The following is a 15,485-nucleotide window of genomic DNA, read 5'->3' as shown; positions in this document are numbered from 1 at the left end:
GAGCTCAATCGTCGTCGCGCGGCTGCAGCAGCTTCTCGATCGCGCTGCGCGGTGGCCGCGGCGCCGGTGGAGCTGCTGCCGGCGCTGGCTCAGATGCCGCAGCAGGAGCCGGCGCGATCGCCGCCGGCGCGGCGGGGATCTCCACCTTCGGCGGCAGCACGCGATCGCGGATCCGGCGCACGAAGCTCTTGCGCTTGACCGGCGCGGGCGCAGCCTTATGCCCAGGCGCCGCGTCGATCGACGCCGGCCGCGCCGCGGGACGCTTCCAGTGGCAGCCACCGACACCGCCCTCGACCTGGCTGTCGATCCAGTCCTGATCATAGTCGCGCTTGCCGCGCACCTCGTATTGCGGCCGCTCGAAAATGCGACACTCACCGCCAGCGATCGAGGCCGGCCCCTTGCTGGCGCAGCCGGCAAGCAGCAGCATCAGCAGTCCGATCAATGCAAATCTGATCATGCGCACTTCCCCTCGCTCTGCATCCAGCGGCGGCCAGCCTTGCGACAGGCGAGCCAGGTCGAGCGCAATTCGGTCGCCGACGCGATCGCGCGAGCGTCCTCGGCGGCAATGTCGGCGAGCGCGCGGTCATAGCCGGCGCGATAAACCTTGTGATGCCAGACGCCGTAAGCGCCGAGCACGGCCAGCGCCAGCGAACCCGCCACGATCAGCTTGGTCACCAGGCCCGACGCCTGCAGCAGCGCCAGAGCGCCTTTCAGATACATCATTGCCGTTCCCCCGATGTCACGGCGAGCGTCGACGTCTTGATCGCGCGCCAGGAATTGAAAGCGATGAAAGCCAGGCCGGCGGCGCCGAGCAGCCACCACACCTCCGACGGCAGCGCGGCGACATGGTGCCACGCAGTCGACACCAGGCCGGGATGATCGTCGACGATGTCGCGATGATCCGTGAAAAAATCCCAGGCCTCGGAAGCGTAGTCGCTGACGGTTTCCCAGGCGGCGCCGGCGCCGGCGACGATCGAGGCCCAGATCGCAGCGACGAAATTGCGCCTGACCGGCGCGAGCTCCGGCGCAAGCTGCGCCATCACGTGAGGATCCGCGTTGGCGCGCGCGACGCTGACCGGACGATACCAGCCGATGCTGCCGTCCGGTTGGATCTCGGCCTCGGCCTTGTCGAGCTCGGCGCGGACCTGGTCGGCGATGCCGTGGAATGTCTCGAGCGACGAGGGCAGCGGCAGCGTCAGGCCGCGGTCATTCATGAATCCACTGAGCGCGCCGCTGGTGCCGCTGCCCCAGAGACCATCGAGCACGCCGGGCGAATAGCGCCGCGCCTTGAGCCGGCGCTGCACGTCGTGCAGCACGGGATCGCCGCGCACGCCCGGATCGAGCGGCTGCACGTTCGCCGGCGGTGACGCGGGCGCGGCCGGCGCCGGCGGATCGTCCTCGAGCTCGTCGGCCGGCGCGCCGGTCACGGCATGCAGCAGCGGCTCCGGACGGCCAAAGATCGGCGCCGGCGATTTTGGCTTGCGGCCGCCATTGTCGACGAATTCAAAATGCATCGGATCCTTGCGGCCCGTATACCAACCGCCCCACATCGCGCCCTGGCGACAGAACGCATCGATCACGAATTGCGGCATGTTGCCCTTGGCATAGAGGCCGTTTTCCTCGGCGTTGAGATCGATCGCCGCCGCATAGGCGTGGTTCGACCATTTGGTTTTGGATCCGCGCACCAGGCGATGGTTATAGGCGCCGGCATATTTCGAGACGCCGGCCGCGTCGATCCTGGCCTGGTCGTGCTGGCAATAATCCCAGATCTCATTGAGTGCGGCGAGCAGCGCCGGCGCCGCCCTCCGATGAAACGAGATCGCCTTGACCCGCTTGCCTTCGTAATACATCGCGAACGGCGGCACGACCGGCACCATCTGGCGCGATCTCGCCCTTGCCGGGGTCGCCATAGAACGTATTGCGCGCGGCCTGCGTGTCTTTCGGCCAGACGGCCGCGATGGAAGGCGCCATTGTCGGATCCTCTTGCTCGGTTCGGTTGTGGCCCTTAAGAGTGGCCGGCAGTAAAAAATGGAGATCGTCGCTATGAGGATCGTGCTTGTCGCCGCAGCTCTGCTCGGCGCAACCGGCGCTGCGGCCCAACCGCAGCAAAATATCCCGCTTGCGTTTATCGCGCGCTCGACCCCCTCGCGCCGGGCAGTTTTCGCTTGACCGATCTCGGCGACGCCGTGGAGATCACGCTCGAAACGCACGGAGGCGGCATCACGGTTCGCGCGATGAAGGCGACATTCGCCAAGGTCGCAGACAATGAGACTTCGCTCGACGTCGAGGGGCAATGGCCGGGGCACTATCCGAGCAAGGTACGGCCGCTCGCAAATGAGTGCGCGATGAAGCGTTAGAAGCTGCCTATCAATATTTCGTTCGGGTCAAGTGTTGAAGGGCACTAGACCAATGCGTTGGCGCGAATGAGCAGATTATCAACCTGTTCCGGTGTCAGGCTAAGAGCGGCAATCATGCCCTGTACCAACCTATCCGTGCGTTTGATTTCAACCGCCAAATTCCATTCCTCTTGCGTGTCTGGGTTGGATGCAATCGCGGCCTTGACTGCGCTCCATCGCCCGAGTTCGTCGAAGGCGCGCTTCAGGCCAAGCTTGGTGCAGGAGGTCGGCACTGGCGCGGGCGGAGCAACATAGGGCAGAGGCTCGCCGCCTGCCGCAAGCCACGCCTCATAAAATTGTCGATCGGTGTTTGCCAGATCATTCGGGATGCAGGCATTGTCAGCCACGCGGATGACAGTGTCGGTTTCGGTGAGCTGATAGTCAGACATGATTACATTCTCGCGTTCATGGTTGCATGCACGGCAAGCGAAATCACTCGGCTCACACCGAAGGCATTTGCCGAAATGCGGGCACAGTTCATGCCAAAATTTGCGACGCTCGCAGTCATGTCAGCGCTCCCTGAGAAGTCAGCATTCTTCCCGCTTGCGCCTGTATTTGGCGAGTAGATCGTTACCGTAGGCGACGCCCGTTTCGGCCTATAAGGCACCATGATGACGTGGCCACTAGCGTTGTCGAACGTAGCTGACGTCAAAGTAAGCCCTACCTGGTACATCCCAGCGAAGCTTACGCTGCCAACTGCGGTAGCGTAGTCGTAGGTTTTTTCCCAGTAGCGCTGACAGAGAGCAAGCTCGCTGACGAAGTCAGGAAGCTGAAACGATGGGGCCGCTACACCTTCGTACAAACCGACATCAAACAACTCGAACACGTTGCCATTGGTGCTCATGAAGTTGGACTGGCTAGGCGAAGAAATGCCAGAAGAAGCACCCGCCCATGTATTCGGCGTCATCTGGTAACTGGTACCTGCCATCAAGGTCCAATCAATGACCATACCAAGCCCGTTGGTTGTTAACCAAGTCCCCGATGTATCAAGCTGGAACGTCACGCTCTTAACCACATCGGTGTTCGCTTCACCTCCGGTGATGGTAAACTCTGCGACGTAGCTCCGGTCGGGAGTCCCATTTCGAAAACCGAGGCAATACGTTCCTGCAGGTGCCTTCACTCCGAATTGCAACGTAATGGTTTTTGCCGAAGCGCTACCCGCACGCAAATCCGCAATCCGAAGCCCCTCAAGTCTCGTCTCGACACAGAGCAGATCGCCAACAGCTATCGAAGTATCGGTAGCTGTAACGGTTACGCGAAGGCGGTTAGGCGAGCCTCCCGGCGTGGGGCTGGCAACCTGCGCGGTGCTTAAAGAGCCACCAGTTGTAAAATTTACCGAAAACTGGTCGACAGGAAAATACCCGCTCGCCGCTGATGCGGTCGCGCCATTCTCTTGCGACACTTGCATGCCGCCATTGATGATGTAGTTCTTTTTGGTGACGTTGATGTTGGCACGCGCCTGTGCTTGCTGCGCCGCCGTCAGCGTCTGCGCCGCAGCGTACCGAACCACGCCGAGATTTGTCGCGGCCGTCGCAGCGCTCGCCAAATCCGACAGGTTGTTCGCGCTCGACAGATCCCCGGCACCAGGCTGACCGACCACGTTCAAATTCCAGTCGGCTAGTGTGCCGCTGCCGTTGATCTTGTCGACCGCAATGGTCAGCGTCGTGGCGCTATAGGTCGCGAGCCCTTCCATCCAGTTCGACGTGTTCGCCGCCGAGCTGGCTCGCACGCGCGCGCCGTTGGTGTAGGCCAGCCCCGCCTGCGTCGTGAACACTTTCGACGCCACGGAAATGGCAAGCGACGTTGTCGACGTACCGCCATAGCCGGCGCCGGTCGCACCTGGCGATCCCGACACGTCCCAATAGGTCGCGTTCGGCGGGGCATGGCCAGATCCCGGCGTCGGATTGATCCACACATAGGAGGCGCCCGCATTTGACGCGACGTCGCCGACATAATAGGTCGTCGCGCCGCTGTAAGGACCCGTGAACCGAAACCCGCGGTAAATGCCGAGAAAAGTCCAGACGCCGCCACTCATCACCCAGACCTTGCCTGTCAGCGGCTGGATCGCGGTCTGGTCTTCCTCGCCGAGCGAGGGATCCGGAACGGTCTCGTCGTCGCTGACGATAACCGGGATCTCGCGCGCGTTGAGCGCGATCACCAGGCGATTGACGGTCGCCATCGCCTCGGCGCCGGCGAAGCGCTGCGGCGAGACCTGCCAGATCTTGTAAGCGACGCCCGCCTGCGCGCCGCCGCCCCAGGGCGGGATCACCAGATGCGTCGCGTCGGTGACGTCGGAGATCACCGACTGAAAATTGCCGATCTGGAAAATGTCCCCGGGCTTGGCACTGCCGTCATTCCAGATCGGCCCGACGCCGGTGACGGTGGTGCCGCCGGCCGCGACCGAGACGGTGCCGGTGGAATAGCTGACGAGCGCGGTCATTCGGTTAACCTTTGATCATTGATGTTGAGCGTCAGCGTCGAGCCGTCCGGCCGCGCCGGGATAGCGGCGAGCATGGCGGCCGCCGTGCCGTTGCCCTTGGAGGCGTCGCGCAGCGCCTTGCGATAGGCGGCCCAGGCGGCACGATCGGGATCAGAGATCGGATAATCCGGCAGCATGAACTTGTCGGAGATAGTCAGTTCGGCGCGAACCATATCGCGTACCTCTGCGATCCGATCCGGCAGCGGATACGGCTCATCCTTGGCGACGATCGTCAATGCGACCGGATCGACCCGCTGCGTCCGCGCGTCAATTGGTTGGTTGTCGACGACCAGCACCTTGCAGCCCGGCAGATGGCTGGTCTCGAAGCCGTCGCCGTGATCGGATCCCCAGCCATAGGACATGACTTGTCCGGTCGTCGTGTCATAGTGGATGATCATCGTTTTGCCGCCTGTGCAAAGAGACATGCGCCAGCAGCGACGCTATCCGCGCCACCACCCGCAAAACCCCTTACGGAAACGGGAATGGTCATGACGCCGCCCGTGCCCGTGACTGTGATGGCGCCCGACATCGATCCAATCAGAGTCTGGTTTGCCGCCATGACGATCGGAAAGCCATCGACCTGCGAGCCGTTAATTAAAAGTTGCCATGTGGTGTTTTCGGTGCCGGTAAGCCCACCCGCCACGGTGAATTTGTAAGTGGTGCTCGCATAGATGGTAACGGGCTTGCCGGACAGTCCCGTCGTGTCGACACTCAGGTTGAAGCTAAGGAACGTCGTTCCGGTTGTCGCGATGCTGATGGAAGACCCGAGCGTCTGCACGGCCGGCACCGTGGCGGCATTGTCGGCAATGCTCAGCGACTGCACACTCAGTGCGCCGATGACGCCGGAGGCCGACGTAATCTCGCCCGTCGCGATCTTTGCCGCCGTGATCGACCCCGTCACGATCGCGCGCGCATTGAGCGTGCCGTCGAGATACATGTTGGCGCCGTTGATGCCGACGGCTGCGACGCCGTTGACGGTGCCGACCGTGAACACCGGCAGCGGCGCATTGCCGTTGTAGCCCGGCAGCTGGATCTGGAATTTGTCGGCGATGACCGTGAAGGTCGAGACGCCGGAGCCGCCATTGACCAGGTTGAAGCCGGAGGCGTAGCCGTTGACGTTGAGCGTGACGGCATATTGCGCGGCGCCCCAGCCGTCATAGGTCGCGATCGCGGTCGCGGTCTGGCTGACGAACGCCGTGGTCGAGCCGAACGATGCGGTCGCAACCGTCGAGAACGAGGCGAACGCCGCCTCGGTCGTGACCGCGACGGTCCGGACGTCATCGATCTCGGCGAATGCCGCCGCCGAGCGGGCCGACAGCTGCGTGCGCAATTCCTGCTTGTCGAGCGGCGCCAGCGCCGCAATGTCGGAGCCGATCGACGCCATCCGGGTGAGGACGTAGTTGATCTGGTCCTGTAGCGAGTCCCGCAACGTCGTGACCGTCGCCGTCAGGGCCGCGTCAAAATCCGACAGCGAGAACTTGACGTCCGGCGTGGTGACATCGATCCAGGCCGACCACAGCATATCGCGCGGTGACGACGGCACGAACTGGCCGCGGACCTGGTAATGGAGCGCCGGCAGGATCGATTGCGTGATGATGAGATTGCCCGCGGTCGGCCGGTCGCTGCGGCCGCGCGTCACGCTGGAGCCGTCCGAGGCCAGCCGCACCTCGAATTGCACGGCCGAGATCCCCGGCTGCACGCCCCAGCTGATCAGGATCGCCGGCCGGCGGCCGATGCCGTCGCTGTCGACCAGCGTGTAGGGCTGCGCGTCAAAGCTGTCGATCGCCTGCGGCGCCGGCGGATTGGAGATGGTGCCGCCGCCGGTCACAGGCGTGAAATCGGTGCCAGTGTTCCAGTCGTAATCGGACGGATCGACCTCGGTCAGGCTGAGCGCCACGTCGAGATTGGCGCGATCGACGGCCTGGTCGACCCGAAACTGCTTGGCGCTGTAGCCGTTGCGGGCCGAGGTCCATTCGCCGACGTCGCCGGGCTCGACCACCCAGAACGCCGGCGGCAAGGTCAGGCTATGCGTGCGGGCGCGCTGCGCTTCCTCGATGGCCGACTTTTGCAGCCGCTGCGCCTGTTCCGGATAGGGCACGAAATCGAACGCCGGGCTCGCCATCAGACGGCGATCGCCGTCACGCGCCTCGAGGTCGGTGCGGTAATAGGCCGGGGCCGTCGCGGTGTTCCAGCCCTGCGCCGGATCCGGATAGGTGGCCTGGATCCCGTTGACGCTGTCGGCCAGCGAAAAGAACGGACGGTAGGTCTGCGGCTCGCTCGAGAGGATGTCGTCGTCGGAGAAGGTGAAGGTCGGCGAGTCGGGCGCGCCGAGGTGGATCTTGTAGAAGCCGCCGATTTCCGAGAGCCGGCCCTGGCATCCGGTCAGGATCGCCTCGATCGCGTTGACCGGCTGCGCGCTGACATTGATCTGGCCGCCGGTGCGATAGGTCGGCTCAGCGCCACTGGTGCCGATCACTGTGGCGCGGCATTTGTCGATCTGCGCGATCCAGTTGGAGACCGGCAGCCGCGCCGCCGTGGTGTTCTGCAGGCCATAGAGCCAGGTGCCGCCGTAGGAGAAGCCGCGCAGCAAATTGTAGACCTGCACCGCCGGGAAATCGTCGCCGTCGCCGCCCCAGGTCGAGGGATCCGCATAACGATGCGCGCCGGAGCCGCCGACGCTGGAATCCCTGGACGGATCATAAAGCGGCAGGCCCGACAGCTCGGCCTTGATCGTCGGAAAACCGGACCACAAATTCTCGTCGTTGAAGGCGTGGACGACGAGATAGCAGACGCCCTTGCCGACATGGCTGTAACCATAGGGCCGCTCGGTCGAGGATGCCTGGATGGTGAAGGCGTCGGCTTCAGTCTGCGTGCCGTCGTAGTATTTCACATAGAGATGCGGCGACGGTGCGCCCTCGCCGTTGTGCGGCCGGATGAATTCCGGGACGGCATAACCTATCGAGCCGGAGCCGAGCGACGACGCGCTGGCATCGCCGTCGACCAGCGTCACCTTGGCGCCGTTGACCCACAGCCCGACCAGGCGCTCGCCCGGCAGGTCGGACAGCGCAATCACCTGGGTCAGGAAGGCGTTCGGCGTGTCGTAACCGTTGCCCCAGGTGTTGGCGTAGACCAGCGAGCCGGCGGTGACGTGATAGCCAAGCCCGAACGAGCGCGGCACGTCGCCGCCGCCGGCGAGCTTGCCCTGCACGCCGAACGTATCGCTGGCCTGCTGTGGCTTCCCCGCGAGCGCCTTGACGGCGTAGGAAAGCCCGACCGAGGCAGCCAGCTCGAGGCCGAAGGTAATGGCGCTGGCAAAAAAGCCGGCGCTGCCGGCGATGGCGAGCCCGATTGCCGTAAAGATTGGCATCTACAGAACTTTGCTCATCGTCATTTCAGAGGGTGAATAGCCGTATCGGCGATAGAGCCGCTCAAACGTTGCGAAGCGCCGATCGCAGGAAAGCGATGCCGCCCGGCATCCTTTTGCGCGGGCCCATTCCTCATATCGATCAATCAACTCATCGAGCCGGCCGGCTGAGGCGCACATGCACAATTCCGTAGCGACCTTGCCCGCGCCCACTTGGCTTTCGAAGCAAGCGGCGAGCAACAAGCAGTCGTCGCCAGTCAGACACAGCCAAGCGCCGGGTGATTGAACGGCCTGATAAAGTGTGCCTGCCAACACATCGGTATCAACGTCCCACGCGCAGCCCATTGCGGCGTGCTGGGTGAGGAACAATTCGATCATTGCCGGAATGTCGGTTTCCGTGGCTGGCTTGATCATCAGAAAAACCCGCCAGCGCGGGCGATATCTATCGGGCTCGGTGATCCACCCGTGATGCCGAGTGTACCAGGAGACTTGCCCCAATATTGCTGCCAGTCGGCGACTGTGGCCGCGTGAATAAAGAAATCATCATCGGGGTCGCGCAGCTTTTGCGAGGCGTCTGAGCGCGTGTCGGAGTTCGACCGGGTCAGCTCTTGGGTATTGCCGGTGCAGGTCAGCGTGACATCGCCCGCCTCACCTTCTTTCGGCGTCGTGACCGGCGCCTCGTCGATGGTGCCAGCGAAACGCGGGAACGCCGGCGCGACCATCACCCGCGTCGAGGCATCGAACAACCCGCGGAACACCTGCACCTTGCCTTGCTTGCAGTCATAGCCGCGAATGAGATCGTTCACGCGCGACGCCACCTGCGCCAGCGTGATCGAGACGGTTTGAACGGTCAGATTTGAGACGACCGGAACATCCGAGATGGAAATCAGCCTGGATGCCCCAACGAAGCTTCGCGTCACCGTGCTGCCAGTTTCGGGGTCGATCACATCAGCAGAGATGGTGCCGACGTCCGACCAGTAGCCGTCCGTAACCGGATTGCCCGTGACGAGGTCACGGACGATGAACCAGACGAAGTCGCGCGAGATCAGCTTGCGGGCCGACAGTGCGGTATAATTGTCAGTTGCGATGGAACGGGTCATGCGAGGTACTGGACTGCCTTGAAGGAGATGATGCTATCCAAAGGACTGGCCGTCGCGGACGCGACCGAATCCGGAATCAGGATGAAAACACCTTTCGGTAGGTTCAGCTTGATGGCAGCACTGAGGCTCCAGCCCGATCGAATATGAGGACGAACCTCGAATTCCGAGGTCAGTCCCGCGCCACTAGCAACGACACCCTCGACCACCTGGTGCAAGGCCCGCGCGCCGCCGTAATCGAACGATAGATAATCGCCGACCGACAGCGTCATGCCGGCATCGAGACCCGAGAGACTGAGCGCTTTGTTGTTGGCGTTGACCGAGTGGATTATGCCGGTGTCGCCGAACACACCGTCTTCGTGCGCTTTCGGATAGGGACGGCGGATGTCGCCGGCCTCGAAGGTGCCGATGATGCCGTCCAGCGAATTCAGCTTGGCCTCGAGGGTCAGCGCGTCGTCGTTTGGCAGCGCGACCGTGGTGTAATCGGCAAACCACAGAGCAGGACCAAAGTCCTTGCCTATGGTGATGCCGCTCGCCATGCGGGACAATTCCTGACGCGAGGACAGCCGCAGCGACTGACTCGCGAACAGGAACGGGGTCAGGATGTCGGTGCGCGGAAAGGAAATGCTCACAGCCGCCGCGACCTCGCCTTGCTGGACGCCGCGCCGACGTGCTCGACGAATTTGGGACTGGCCGCGTAGGCGCCGATGCCCTGCACTGTCGTCGCCTGCGACACGTTCTTGACATAGGCCTGCAGCTTGCCGTCGTCGTCGACGGTGACGCCTACCGACACATGGACGCCGCTCGATCCCTCGCCGCCACCGCGCCCCAAGGCCGCCATCTGCCCCTGCGTGAACACGCCCTCTCCACGCTTGGCGATGATCGGCACCTCATCACCAGCGATGCCGCCCGTATGGTAACGATGCGCACGCGAGAACGCCGACATATCGACGACGTTGCGTGTGAACGTCGCCTCCGAGCCCACGATGCCGCCGCTGTGCAGTCCGACAAGAGGCGCGCCGCCAACGGAGGTTGGGCCAACCGCGCCAAAGATAGATCCATTGGCATTGGCTGCACCGGATCCTCCGCCAAGGCCCAGCAAGCCCAAGATTCCCCCGCCGCTTGAACTGCCGCCGAATGCAGCACTCCACAAATTGTCGGTTGCCATCTTCGCGAGACGGTCGGCGATCGATCCCAATGCTGTAAGACCGGCATTTTTGAAGGCGTCCCACGCGTTCTGTCCGTTGCGCAGATTCTGACTGAAGCTCTGCCCAAGGCTGGTCAAGGTGTCGTAGCCAAACCGAAGCGTTTCAGCAGATTTCGCGGCCCTGCCCAGCGACTGGGCCTCGCGCGTGATGGCGTCGATATTGTCCTGAGTCAGGACCTGGCCGTTCCGCCGCGCCTCGTTGATCTTGTTTTGAACGGCGGCGAAGGCAACGGCGTCTCCGGTAGTCATACCGATGGTCTGCGCCTCGAGCGTATAGGCGTCCGCGCTGGCCTTGATCTGAGTGATTCCGAGGTTCTGTTCGACCGTGAGACGCTTCTGATTATCGATCTGAGCCTGTGTGAGCCCGGCCCCTTGCTGCTGCGCCCTCGCCAATTCGAGTGTCTTCAGCTTCAGCACATCTGCGGTCGATGCTGCCGCGCCGAGCGCGGAATTATGCTGAGACTGAAGCGCGATCGCGTTCTCAAGCCTCAAGCCTGACGTTGCCTTCGCAAGCACGTCCTCGCCGAGGCCAGCATCTCTGGCCTTGACGCCGAGTTCGGCGATATTTGCAGCCAGGCGCTGCGCCGGCGTAGCCGCAGAACCGAGCACGCCAACCAGGTCCTTGAGCTTGGCAGCCTGTGCATCCAGCGTCAGCCCGGCCGAAGCGGAATTGGAATTGGCCGCTGCGCCCGGCGCCTGAAACGCCGAATACGAGTTCGCCGGCGACTGGAAATTTGCCATCGAGCTCGACCGCGCATCATTCGCCGCTGCGAGCTTCGACACGCCCGACCTGATGTACCCCGCCCCTTCGACCGCCATTCCGATTTGCGGCACGATGTTTAGGGCGGCCTTCCCCGCGATCCCCGCAGCGGATTTGACCCAATCCGGCGCCTCGGGGAATTTATACTGCGAGATCTCCTTCATCGCCTTGGCGATCTCGAGCAGCAAACTTGCATATTGCTTTTCGCCCTCGAGAACGGGCACGGCGAAGATGCTGGCAAACGTCTTGCTGGCCGCGCTATTGGTCTTATCGATTTCGACCTGAAGCTGTGCCAGCTTCTTGATCATATTGTCGTCGATACCCTTGCCTGCTGTGGCGAAGGCGTTGGTCAACGCGGACACATCCGGCGCGGTCTCGAAGAACGATCCGAAGATCGCGCTGCCCTTGCCGAGCCCAGCCTTCAGAAGCGCATTGCGCTGGAAGATGTTGTCTGTCTGCGCCACCGCCCGGCCGAACAGCGTGAATGCTGTCGCTGCATCCTGCGCGCCCTGGATCTGATCGGCGAGAGCCGGATTGATGCGCCGGATCTGGGTCAAGAGATCGCCGGTGCCAAGCCGCAGCTGCTGAAAGCCTGCCGTGAACTTCTGCAATCCACCCGAGAGCGTATCGCTGTCGATGCCAAACTTGCCCGCCTCTGAACTCAGAGCCTGCACCTGCTGCGTCGTCAGGCCAGTCGATTCCGCGAATTCCCGCAGCGACTTCGCCTTGTCGGCCAAATGGTGGGCGGCGTCCGACGCGAAATTGAGCGCACCGACCAGCGTTCCGATCGTGGCCGCAGCCGCCAACCCATAAGGTCCAAGCGCCGTCAACGCATTGCCGACGACGCCGAATGAGCCGGCGGAGGCCTGCACCCGCGCATTCAGGTCGCTGGTGACGATGCCCAGCGCCTTCTGCGAGTTCGTAAGCTGATCATGGCGATCCTTCGCCGCGGAGAGGATCGCATTGGCGCGGTCCTGCAGCGCGGGATTCTGCGCCACTGCCTGGTTGACCAGCCGCTGTGTCTTCTCATACTGAGCCTGCGCGGCGACGCCGGCGACGTAGCGTTTCTCGAGGCTGGCAAATTTCTGGTCGAGCGAGAGGGTCGCCTTTTCGGTCGACGATGACGACACGGTGACGCCATCCATTGCCTTCGAGACGTCAGCAAGCGACTTCGCCGCCGCGTCAGCACCGGGTGCCGTGGTTTGAATCGTCAGTCGCCTGACAGCTTCCTGGATATCGGCCATTTATTTCGCCTTCAAAAAAACGAGGATGGCTGGATAGGTGATGTCGCTGCCGGCCACACGATCGTGGCGCTGCTTCTTGCTGATTCGCAGTTTTCCGCCGGTGAACGACCGCGACGCCTGATCGTTTTTCAGCGTGTAAGCGTTCGACAGGGATATCCAGACGGAACGGATTCTCGCGATGTTGCCGAAGCGAGCCTGAGCATCCCTGGCGGTCCGCTCAGCAATACGGTTCGGCAACTGCACGACGAAGTCACGGCCGCTCTCGGTCTTTCCGACCTCGATCTTTCGCGCATATGGGACGACGTTCACGAACGTAAACTCGGTCGCGTTTGGGGTCTGCGCGCCGGCCTCGATCACCTCGCCGTCGGCAAGAAGCGTCCATCCATCCTTGAAGTCCCCCGACACATGCGGAGACCGATCCTTCAGGGTGTCACCGATCCATACCAGCACATCGGAAACCAGCTCCCATTCAACGATGATCGACCCATGCGACGCGTTAACGCTTTCAAGCGGCGCACTCGGACGACCATCGACTGTGATAGTCCGCGGCGGCACTCGGCCGAGAACTCGCCTGTTAGCGGCATCACCAGCATCGATCTGAGCCTGCGCATATTTTGCAACTGCAACGCTCTGTGCGGCCGGCGACAACGCGCTGGAGATCAAGAGCTCGATATCCTTACTGACCGGATCAATTCTGGTTTTGACTGCCAACTGGCTTTTTCTCCGATTGTATGCCGGCGTTGATCCATGCCAATCGGACCAGCACCTTCTTCTCCCACGGCTCCAGATCGACATGCATTGCTGCCGACCATGCCTGGACGTCCTGCCATGACGCCATCACCGGACCCATGCCGTCCGACTTCAGTCCGTAAGAGAGTTCGTTGAAGAAGCCCCAGAGGTAATCGAGCTCCCACGGGAATTCCGGCAGGTCGGGCTGTACCGCTTTTGCCTGGCTCTTCTTCCCGAGGAGTGCCAATTGCCTCGCGGCGGACGCCTCGTGGTCCGCAAGCGACGCGCCGTCGTCTAGGCGCCTTCCGCCTCGGAAGACGGCTTCGGCGTATCGACAGAGGGCTTCGACGGCTTCGGCAAAAAATTTACCGCGGAGTTGGCCTCCGTCCAGGGCTGAATGAAGATCCAACCGGCGCCCAACGAGCTGTAGAGATCCGCCGCATTCTCCGGCGTGCAGGGGACGTCGATCGGTTCGCCCGTCACACGATCGACTAGGTACCAGCCATCGGTCAGCGCGGCACAGAACGCGATGTTCGCCTCGAGCGCATCGTCAGGTTCGACCTTGCCGTTGCGCGACTGCTTGACGCGAAGCGCCAGCTCCTTCCGCTTGGCTTTTCCAAAGTCCCGCGCGCGCGCACTGTCGGCAGCCCAGATGGCAATGAACATAGGATTGCCGGCTTTGTCGCGAATGACCTCTTCAGTCACGGGATCGACGATCTCGACGCAAAACGCCTTCGATACGTCGGCGACCAGAGACCCAAACTTATTCGACATGCTGATTTCCTTTGGCGGAAGGGTGAACGGCCTCGCCCGCCAGCGAGGCCGCTCGGTGACGTCACCGCCCGGTCAGGGCGCATCACTGCGGCCCGCCCGTGCGAGGATCCCCGTGTGCGGCGGGGAACTGTGGATATCGGTTAGGTCGCCTGGGTGTCGACGATGCGGATCGTGGTCGCCTCGTCGCCGGGATTGGTCCCATCGGCTTTCAATGCCTGGAACGGCATCGTGATGGCCTGCCCGCCCTCGCCCGAGGTCGCGACGTCCGCATCGCCGAACTTGACCCGCGGCAGGTAGACCGAGATCGCAGGCGAATTCACCGCCGACGTCGTCGTCAGATAGGCGAGGATCGAGACCTGGCTTTCGTTGATGTAGTCGTTGATCAACGTGGTGTCCTGGAAGAATGCCGTAGCCTGGCCGGTCACGTTGGCCCGGCCAAGGAAGATCTCGGGCACGAAGTTCTGTCCGACCACGGCATCACCCGACGGACTCAGCTCCATCTTGATGTTGAGGCCCGTGACGACGCCGACTGCCGATCCTCCCACCATCAGCAGACCGTTCACAGCCGCGATCAGGCCAGTCGTGGTTTCGGCCCCAGGCGAGGTGTAGAACGGCGCCGAGGCGCCGGAGCCGACAACCATGTTGCGGCCCATGAACGGCACTTCCATCGTCGCCATGCCGCTGGCGGGAAGGTCCATGGTGAAGCCGGCAGCACGACATTCCGTGAAGAGGCGCGAGACGTCGATATCGGAGTTGTAGATTTCGATGCCCCATTTGCGCGACACGAAGCCCGATGACGGCACGTAGACCGACTTGCCCGTGTTCGTCAGCGAGAACGACGTGTCCGCCGTCATCGTATCCGGCGCGGGGTAGACCGAGATATTGCGATTGCTGGTGCCGCCAAACGCGGTCAACAGAAAATTCTTCGCATTGTTGTCGGGATCCGACAGGTTGGTCGCGCGCAGGATGTCGCCGATGCGCCAGCCGAGCGCCACCGGGTCGCCGCCGGCGGCAATGAACTTGCTGGTGGCATTGTCGGCGGCAATGCTGGTCAGCGCCGAGGGGCCCAACGCGATCAATGCAGCCGACTTGGTGCCCCGGCAGGACGCCTCGATGAAGTCGAACCAGGTCGCCGGCGAGAGCTCGCCCGTGATCGAACCCGTGACGCTGCGCTTGCCATGACGGAAGTCCGAGATCTGCCGATCGGTGCGGACTTCGTTCGACTGATAGGTGTCCTTGGCGAGCTTCAGCGACGACGAGACGCGCCGCAGGATCTGGCCGCCTGTGACGGCAGGATCGACCGCCGGCACCGGCTCGACGTTCGACGTGATGACGCCGGTCGAATAGGCTTTGTAGCGGATACTGGCTGATACGCCTTCGGCCAAGCTCATGGCAGATTCCTTTCGCGATGGAATGCGCCGTCGTCGCGACGGTG

At 62.8% G+C, this 15,485-nt stretch carries 16 protein-coding genes; 1 reads left to right on the top strand and 15 read right to left on the bottom strand.

The features are described from left to right. Nucleotides 1-4: 4 nt before the first annotated feature. Genes IVB54_RS15750 through IVB54_RS15740 form a run of 3 tightly spaced genes read right to left on the bottom strand, consistent with a single transcriptional unit; the run spans nucleotide 5 to nucleotide 1,910 of the window. Complete coding sequence (locus IVB54_RS15750; RefSeq protein WP_247777348.1) at nucleotides 5-457, bottom strand: hypothetical protein; 453 nt, start codon at nucleotides 455-457, stop codon at nucleotides 5-7. Beyond that, nucleotides 454-723: a hypothetical protein gene (locus tag IVB54_RS15745; protein WP_247411299.1), complete on the bottom strand. Its 270-nt coding sequence runs from the start codon at nucleotides 721-723 to the stop codon at nucleotides 454-456. The genes IVB54_RS15750 and IVB54_RS15745 overlap by 4 nt, the downstream gene beginning before the upstream one ends. Continuing rightward, on the bottom strand, nucleotides 720-1,910 hold the full coding sequence (locus IVB54_RS15740) for a M15 family metallopeptidase (RefSeq protein ID WP_247777347.1): 1,191 nt from the start codon (nucleotides 1,908-1,910) through the stop codon (nucleotides 720-722). The genes IVB54_RS15745 and IVB54_RS15740 overlap by 4 nt, the downstream gene beginning before the upstream one ends. Before the next feature lie 255 nt (nucleotides 1,911-2,165). On the opposite strand from IVB54_RS15740, the gene IVB54_RS15735 reads away from it, so the two are divergent. Beyond that, the gene (locus IVB54_RS15735; RefSeq protein WP_247777346.1) at nucleotides 2,166-2,357 is read left to right on the top strand and encodes a hypothetical protein; all 192 of its coding nucleotides are present in this window, start codon (nucleotides 2,166-2,168) and stop codon (nucleotides 2,355-2,357) included. A 44-nt stretch (nucleotides 2,358-2,401) separates the two neighbouring features. Here the strand turns inward: IVB54_RS15735 and IVB54_RS15730 are convergent, their stop codons facing one another. From IVB54_RS15730 to IVB54_RS15675, 12 genes are all read right to left on the bottom strand, one after another. Continuing rightward, the gene (locus IVB54_RS15730; RefSeq protein ID WP_247777345.1) at nucleotides 2,402-2,785 is read right to left on the bottom strand and encodes a hypothetical protein; all 384 of its coding nucleotides are present in this window, start codon (nucleotides 2,783-2,785) and stop codon (nucleotides 2,402-2,404) included. 2 nt (nucleotides 2,786-2,787) lie between these two features. Next, on the bottom strand, nucleotides 2,788-4,836 hold the full coding sequence (locus tag IVB54_RS15725; RefSeq protein WP_247777344.1) for a hypothetical protein: 2,049 nt from the start codon (nucleotides 4,834-4,836) through the stop codon (nucleotides 2,788-2,790). Continuing rightward, nucleotides 4,833-5,273 carry a phage tail assembly chaperone gene (locus IVB54_RS15720; RefSeq protein ID WP_247411284.1) on the bottom strand — a complete coding sequence of 147 codons (441 nt, stop codon included), beginning with the start codon at nucleotides 5,271-5,273 and terminating at the stop codon, nucleotides 4,833-4,835. Before IVB54_RS15720 ends, IVB54_RS15725 begins: the two co-directional genes overlap by 4 nt. Then, the gene (locus IVB54_RS15715; protein ID WP_247411282.1) at nucleotides 5,270-8,242 is read right to left on the bottom strand and encodes a phage tail protein; all 2,973 of its coding nucleotides are present in this window, start codon (nucleotides 8,240-8,242) and stop codon (nucleotides 5,270-5,272) included. The genes IVB54_RS15720 and IVB54_RS15715 overlap by 4 nt, the downstream gene beginning before the upstream one ends. Next, a complete protein-coding gene (locus tag IVB54_RS15710) occupies nucleotides 8,243-8,653 on the bottom strand; it encodes a hypothetical protein (protein ID WP_247411279.1) in 411 nt (136 codons plus the stop codon). After that, complete coding sequence (locus IVB54_RS15705) at nucleotides 8,653-9,339, bottom strand: hypothetical protein (RefSeq protein ID WP_247777343.1); 687 nt, start codon at nucleotides 9,337-9,339, stop codon at nucleotides 8,653-8,655. Before IVB54_RS15705 ends, IVB54_RS15710 begins: the two co-directional genes overlap by 1 nt. After that, nucleotides 9,336-9,875 (bottom strand): hypothetical protein, encoded by a 540-nt coding sequence (locus IVB54_RS15700; RefSeq protein ID WP_247777342.1) that lies wholly within the window; start codon nucleotides 9,873-9,875, stop codon nucleotides 9,336-9,338. The genes IVB54_RS15705 and IVB54_RS15700 overlap by 4 nt, the downstream gene beginning before the upstream one ends. 89 nt (nucleotides 9,876-9,964) lie before the next feature. After that, nucleotides 9,965-12,547 (bottom strand): hypothetical protein, encoded by a 2,583-nt coding sequence (locus IVB54_RS15695; protein ID WP_247411271.1) that lies wholly within the window; start codon nucleotides 12,545-12,547, stop codon nucleotides 9,965-9,967. Next, on the bottom strand, nucleotides 12,548-13,258 hold the full coding sequence (locus IVB54_RS15690; RefSeq protein WP_247411269.1) for a hypothetical protein: 711 nt from the start codon (nucleotides 13,256-13,258) through the stop codon (nucleotides 12,548-12,550). Continuing rightward, a complete protein-coding gene (locus IVB54_RS15685) occupies nucleotides 13,236-13,523 on the bottom strand; it encodes a hypothetical protein (RefSeq protein WP_247411253.1) in 288 nt (95 codons plus the stop codon). Before IVB54_RS15685 ends, IVB54_RS15690 begins: the two co-directional genes overlap by 23 nt. A 47-nt stretch (nucleotides 13,524-13,570) precedes the next feature. Then, nucleotides 13,571-14,050 (bottom strand): hypothetical protein, encoded by a 480-nt coding sequence (locus IVB54_RS15680; protein WP_247411251.1) that lies wholly within the window; start codon nucleotides 14,048-14,050, stop codon nucleotides 13,571-13,573. 140 nt (nucleotides 14,051-14,190) lie between these two features. Beyond that, nucleotides 14,191-15,441, bottom strand: a complete 1,251-nt coding sequence (locus IVB54_RS15675) for a phage tail tube protein (RefSeq protein ID WP_247411249.1) — start codon at nucleotides 15,439-15,441, stop codon at nucleotides 14,191-14,193. Nucleotides 15,442-15,485 lie beyond the last annotated feature (44 nt).

Source organism: Bradyrhizobium sp. CW1, from assembly GCF_023100665.1.
Taxonomy (GTDB): Bacteria; Pseudomonadota; Alphaproteobacteria; order Rhizobiales; family Xanthobacteraceae; genus Bradyrhizobium; species Bradyrhizobium canariense_D.
This window is presented reverse-complemented; position numbering and strand designations above follow the sequence as displayed.

Bases quoted from the DNA above. Each gene is read 5' to 3' on its own strand.
- IVB54_RS15750 (WP_247777348.1), bottom strand. From the start codon at position 457: ATGATCAGATTTGCATTGATCGGACTGCTGATGCTGCTGCTTGCCGGC.
- IVB54_RS15745 (WP_247411299.1), bottom strand. From the start codon at position 723: ATGATGTATCTGAAAGGCGCTCTGGCGCTGCTGCAGGCGTCGGGCCTG.
- IVB54_RS15740 (WP_247777347.1), bottom strand. From the start codon at position 1,910: ATGGCGACCCCGGCAAGGGCGAGATCGCGCCAGATGGTGCCGGTCGTG.
- IVB54_RS15730 (WP_247777345.1), bottom strand. From the start codon at position 2,785: ATGTCTGACTATCAGCTCACCGAAACCGACACTGTCATCCGCGTGGCT.
- IVB54_RS15725 (WP_247777344.1), bottom strand. From the start codon at position 4,836: ATGACCGCGCTCGTCAGCTATTCCACCGGCACCGTCTCGGTCGCGGCC.
- IVB54_RS15720 (WP_247411284.1), bottom strand. From the start codon at position 5,273: ATGATCATCCACTATGACACGACGACCGGACAAGTCATGTCCTATGGC.
- IVB54_RS15715 (WP_247411282.1), bottom strand. From the start codon at position 8,242: ATGCCAATCTTTACGGCAATCGGGCTCGCCATCGCCGGCAGCGCCGGC.
- IVB54_RS15710 (WP_247411279.1), bottom strand. From the start codon at position 8,653: ATGATCAAGCCAGCCACGGAAACCGACATTCCGGCAATGATCGAATTG.
- IVB54_RS15705 (WP_247777343.1), bottom strand. From the start codon at position 9,339: ATGACCCGTTCCATCGCAACTGACAATTATACCGCACTGTCGGCCCGC.
- IVB54_RS15700 (WP_247777342.1), bottom strand. From the start codon at position 9,875: ATGGCGAGCGGCATCACCATAGGCAAGGACTTTGGTCCTGCTCTGTGG.
- IVB54_RS15695 (WP_247411271.1), bottom strand. From the start codon at position 12,547: ATGGCCGATATCCAGGAAGCTGTCAGGCGACTGACGATTCAAACCACG.
- IVB54_RS15680 (WP_247411251.1), bottom strand. From the start codon at position 14,050: ATGTCGAATAAGTTTGGGTCTCTGGTCGCCGACGTATCGAAGGCGTTT.
- IVB54_RS15675 (WP_247411249.1), bottom strand. From the start codon at position 15,441: ATGAGCTTGGCCGAAGGCGTATCAGCCAGTATCCGCTACAAAGCCTAT.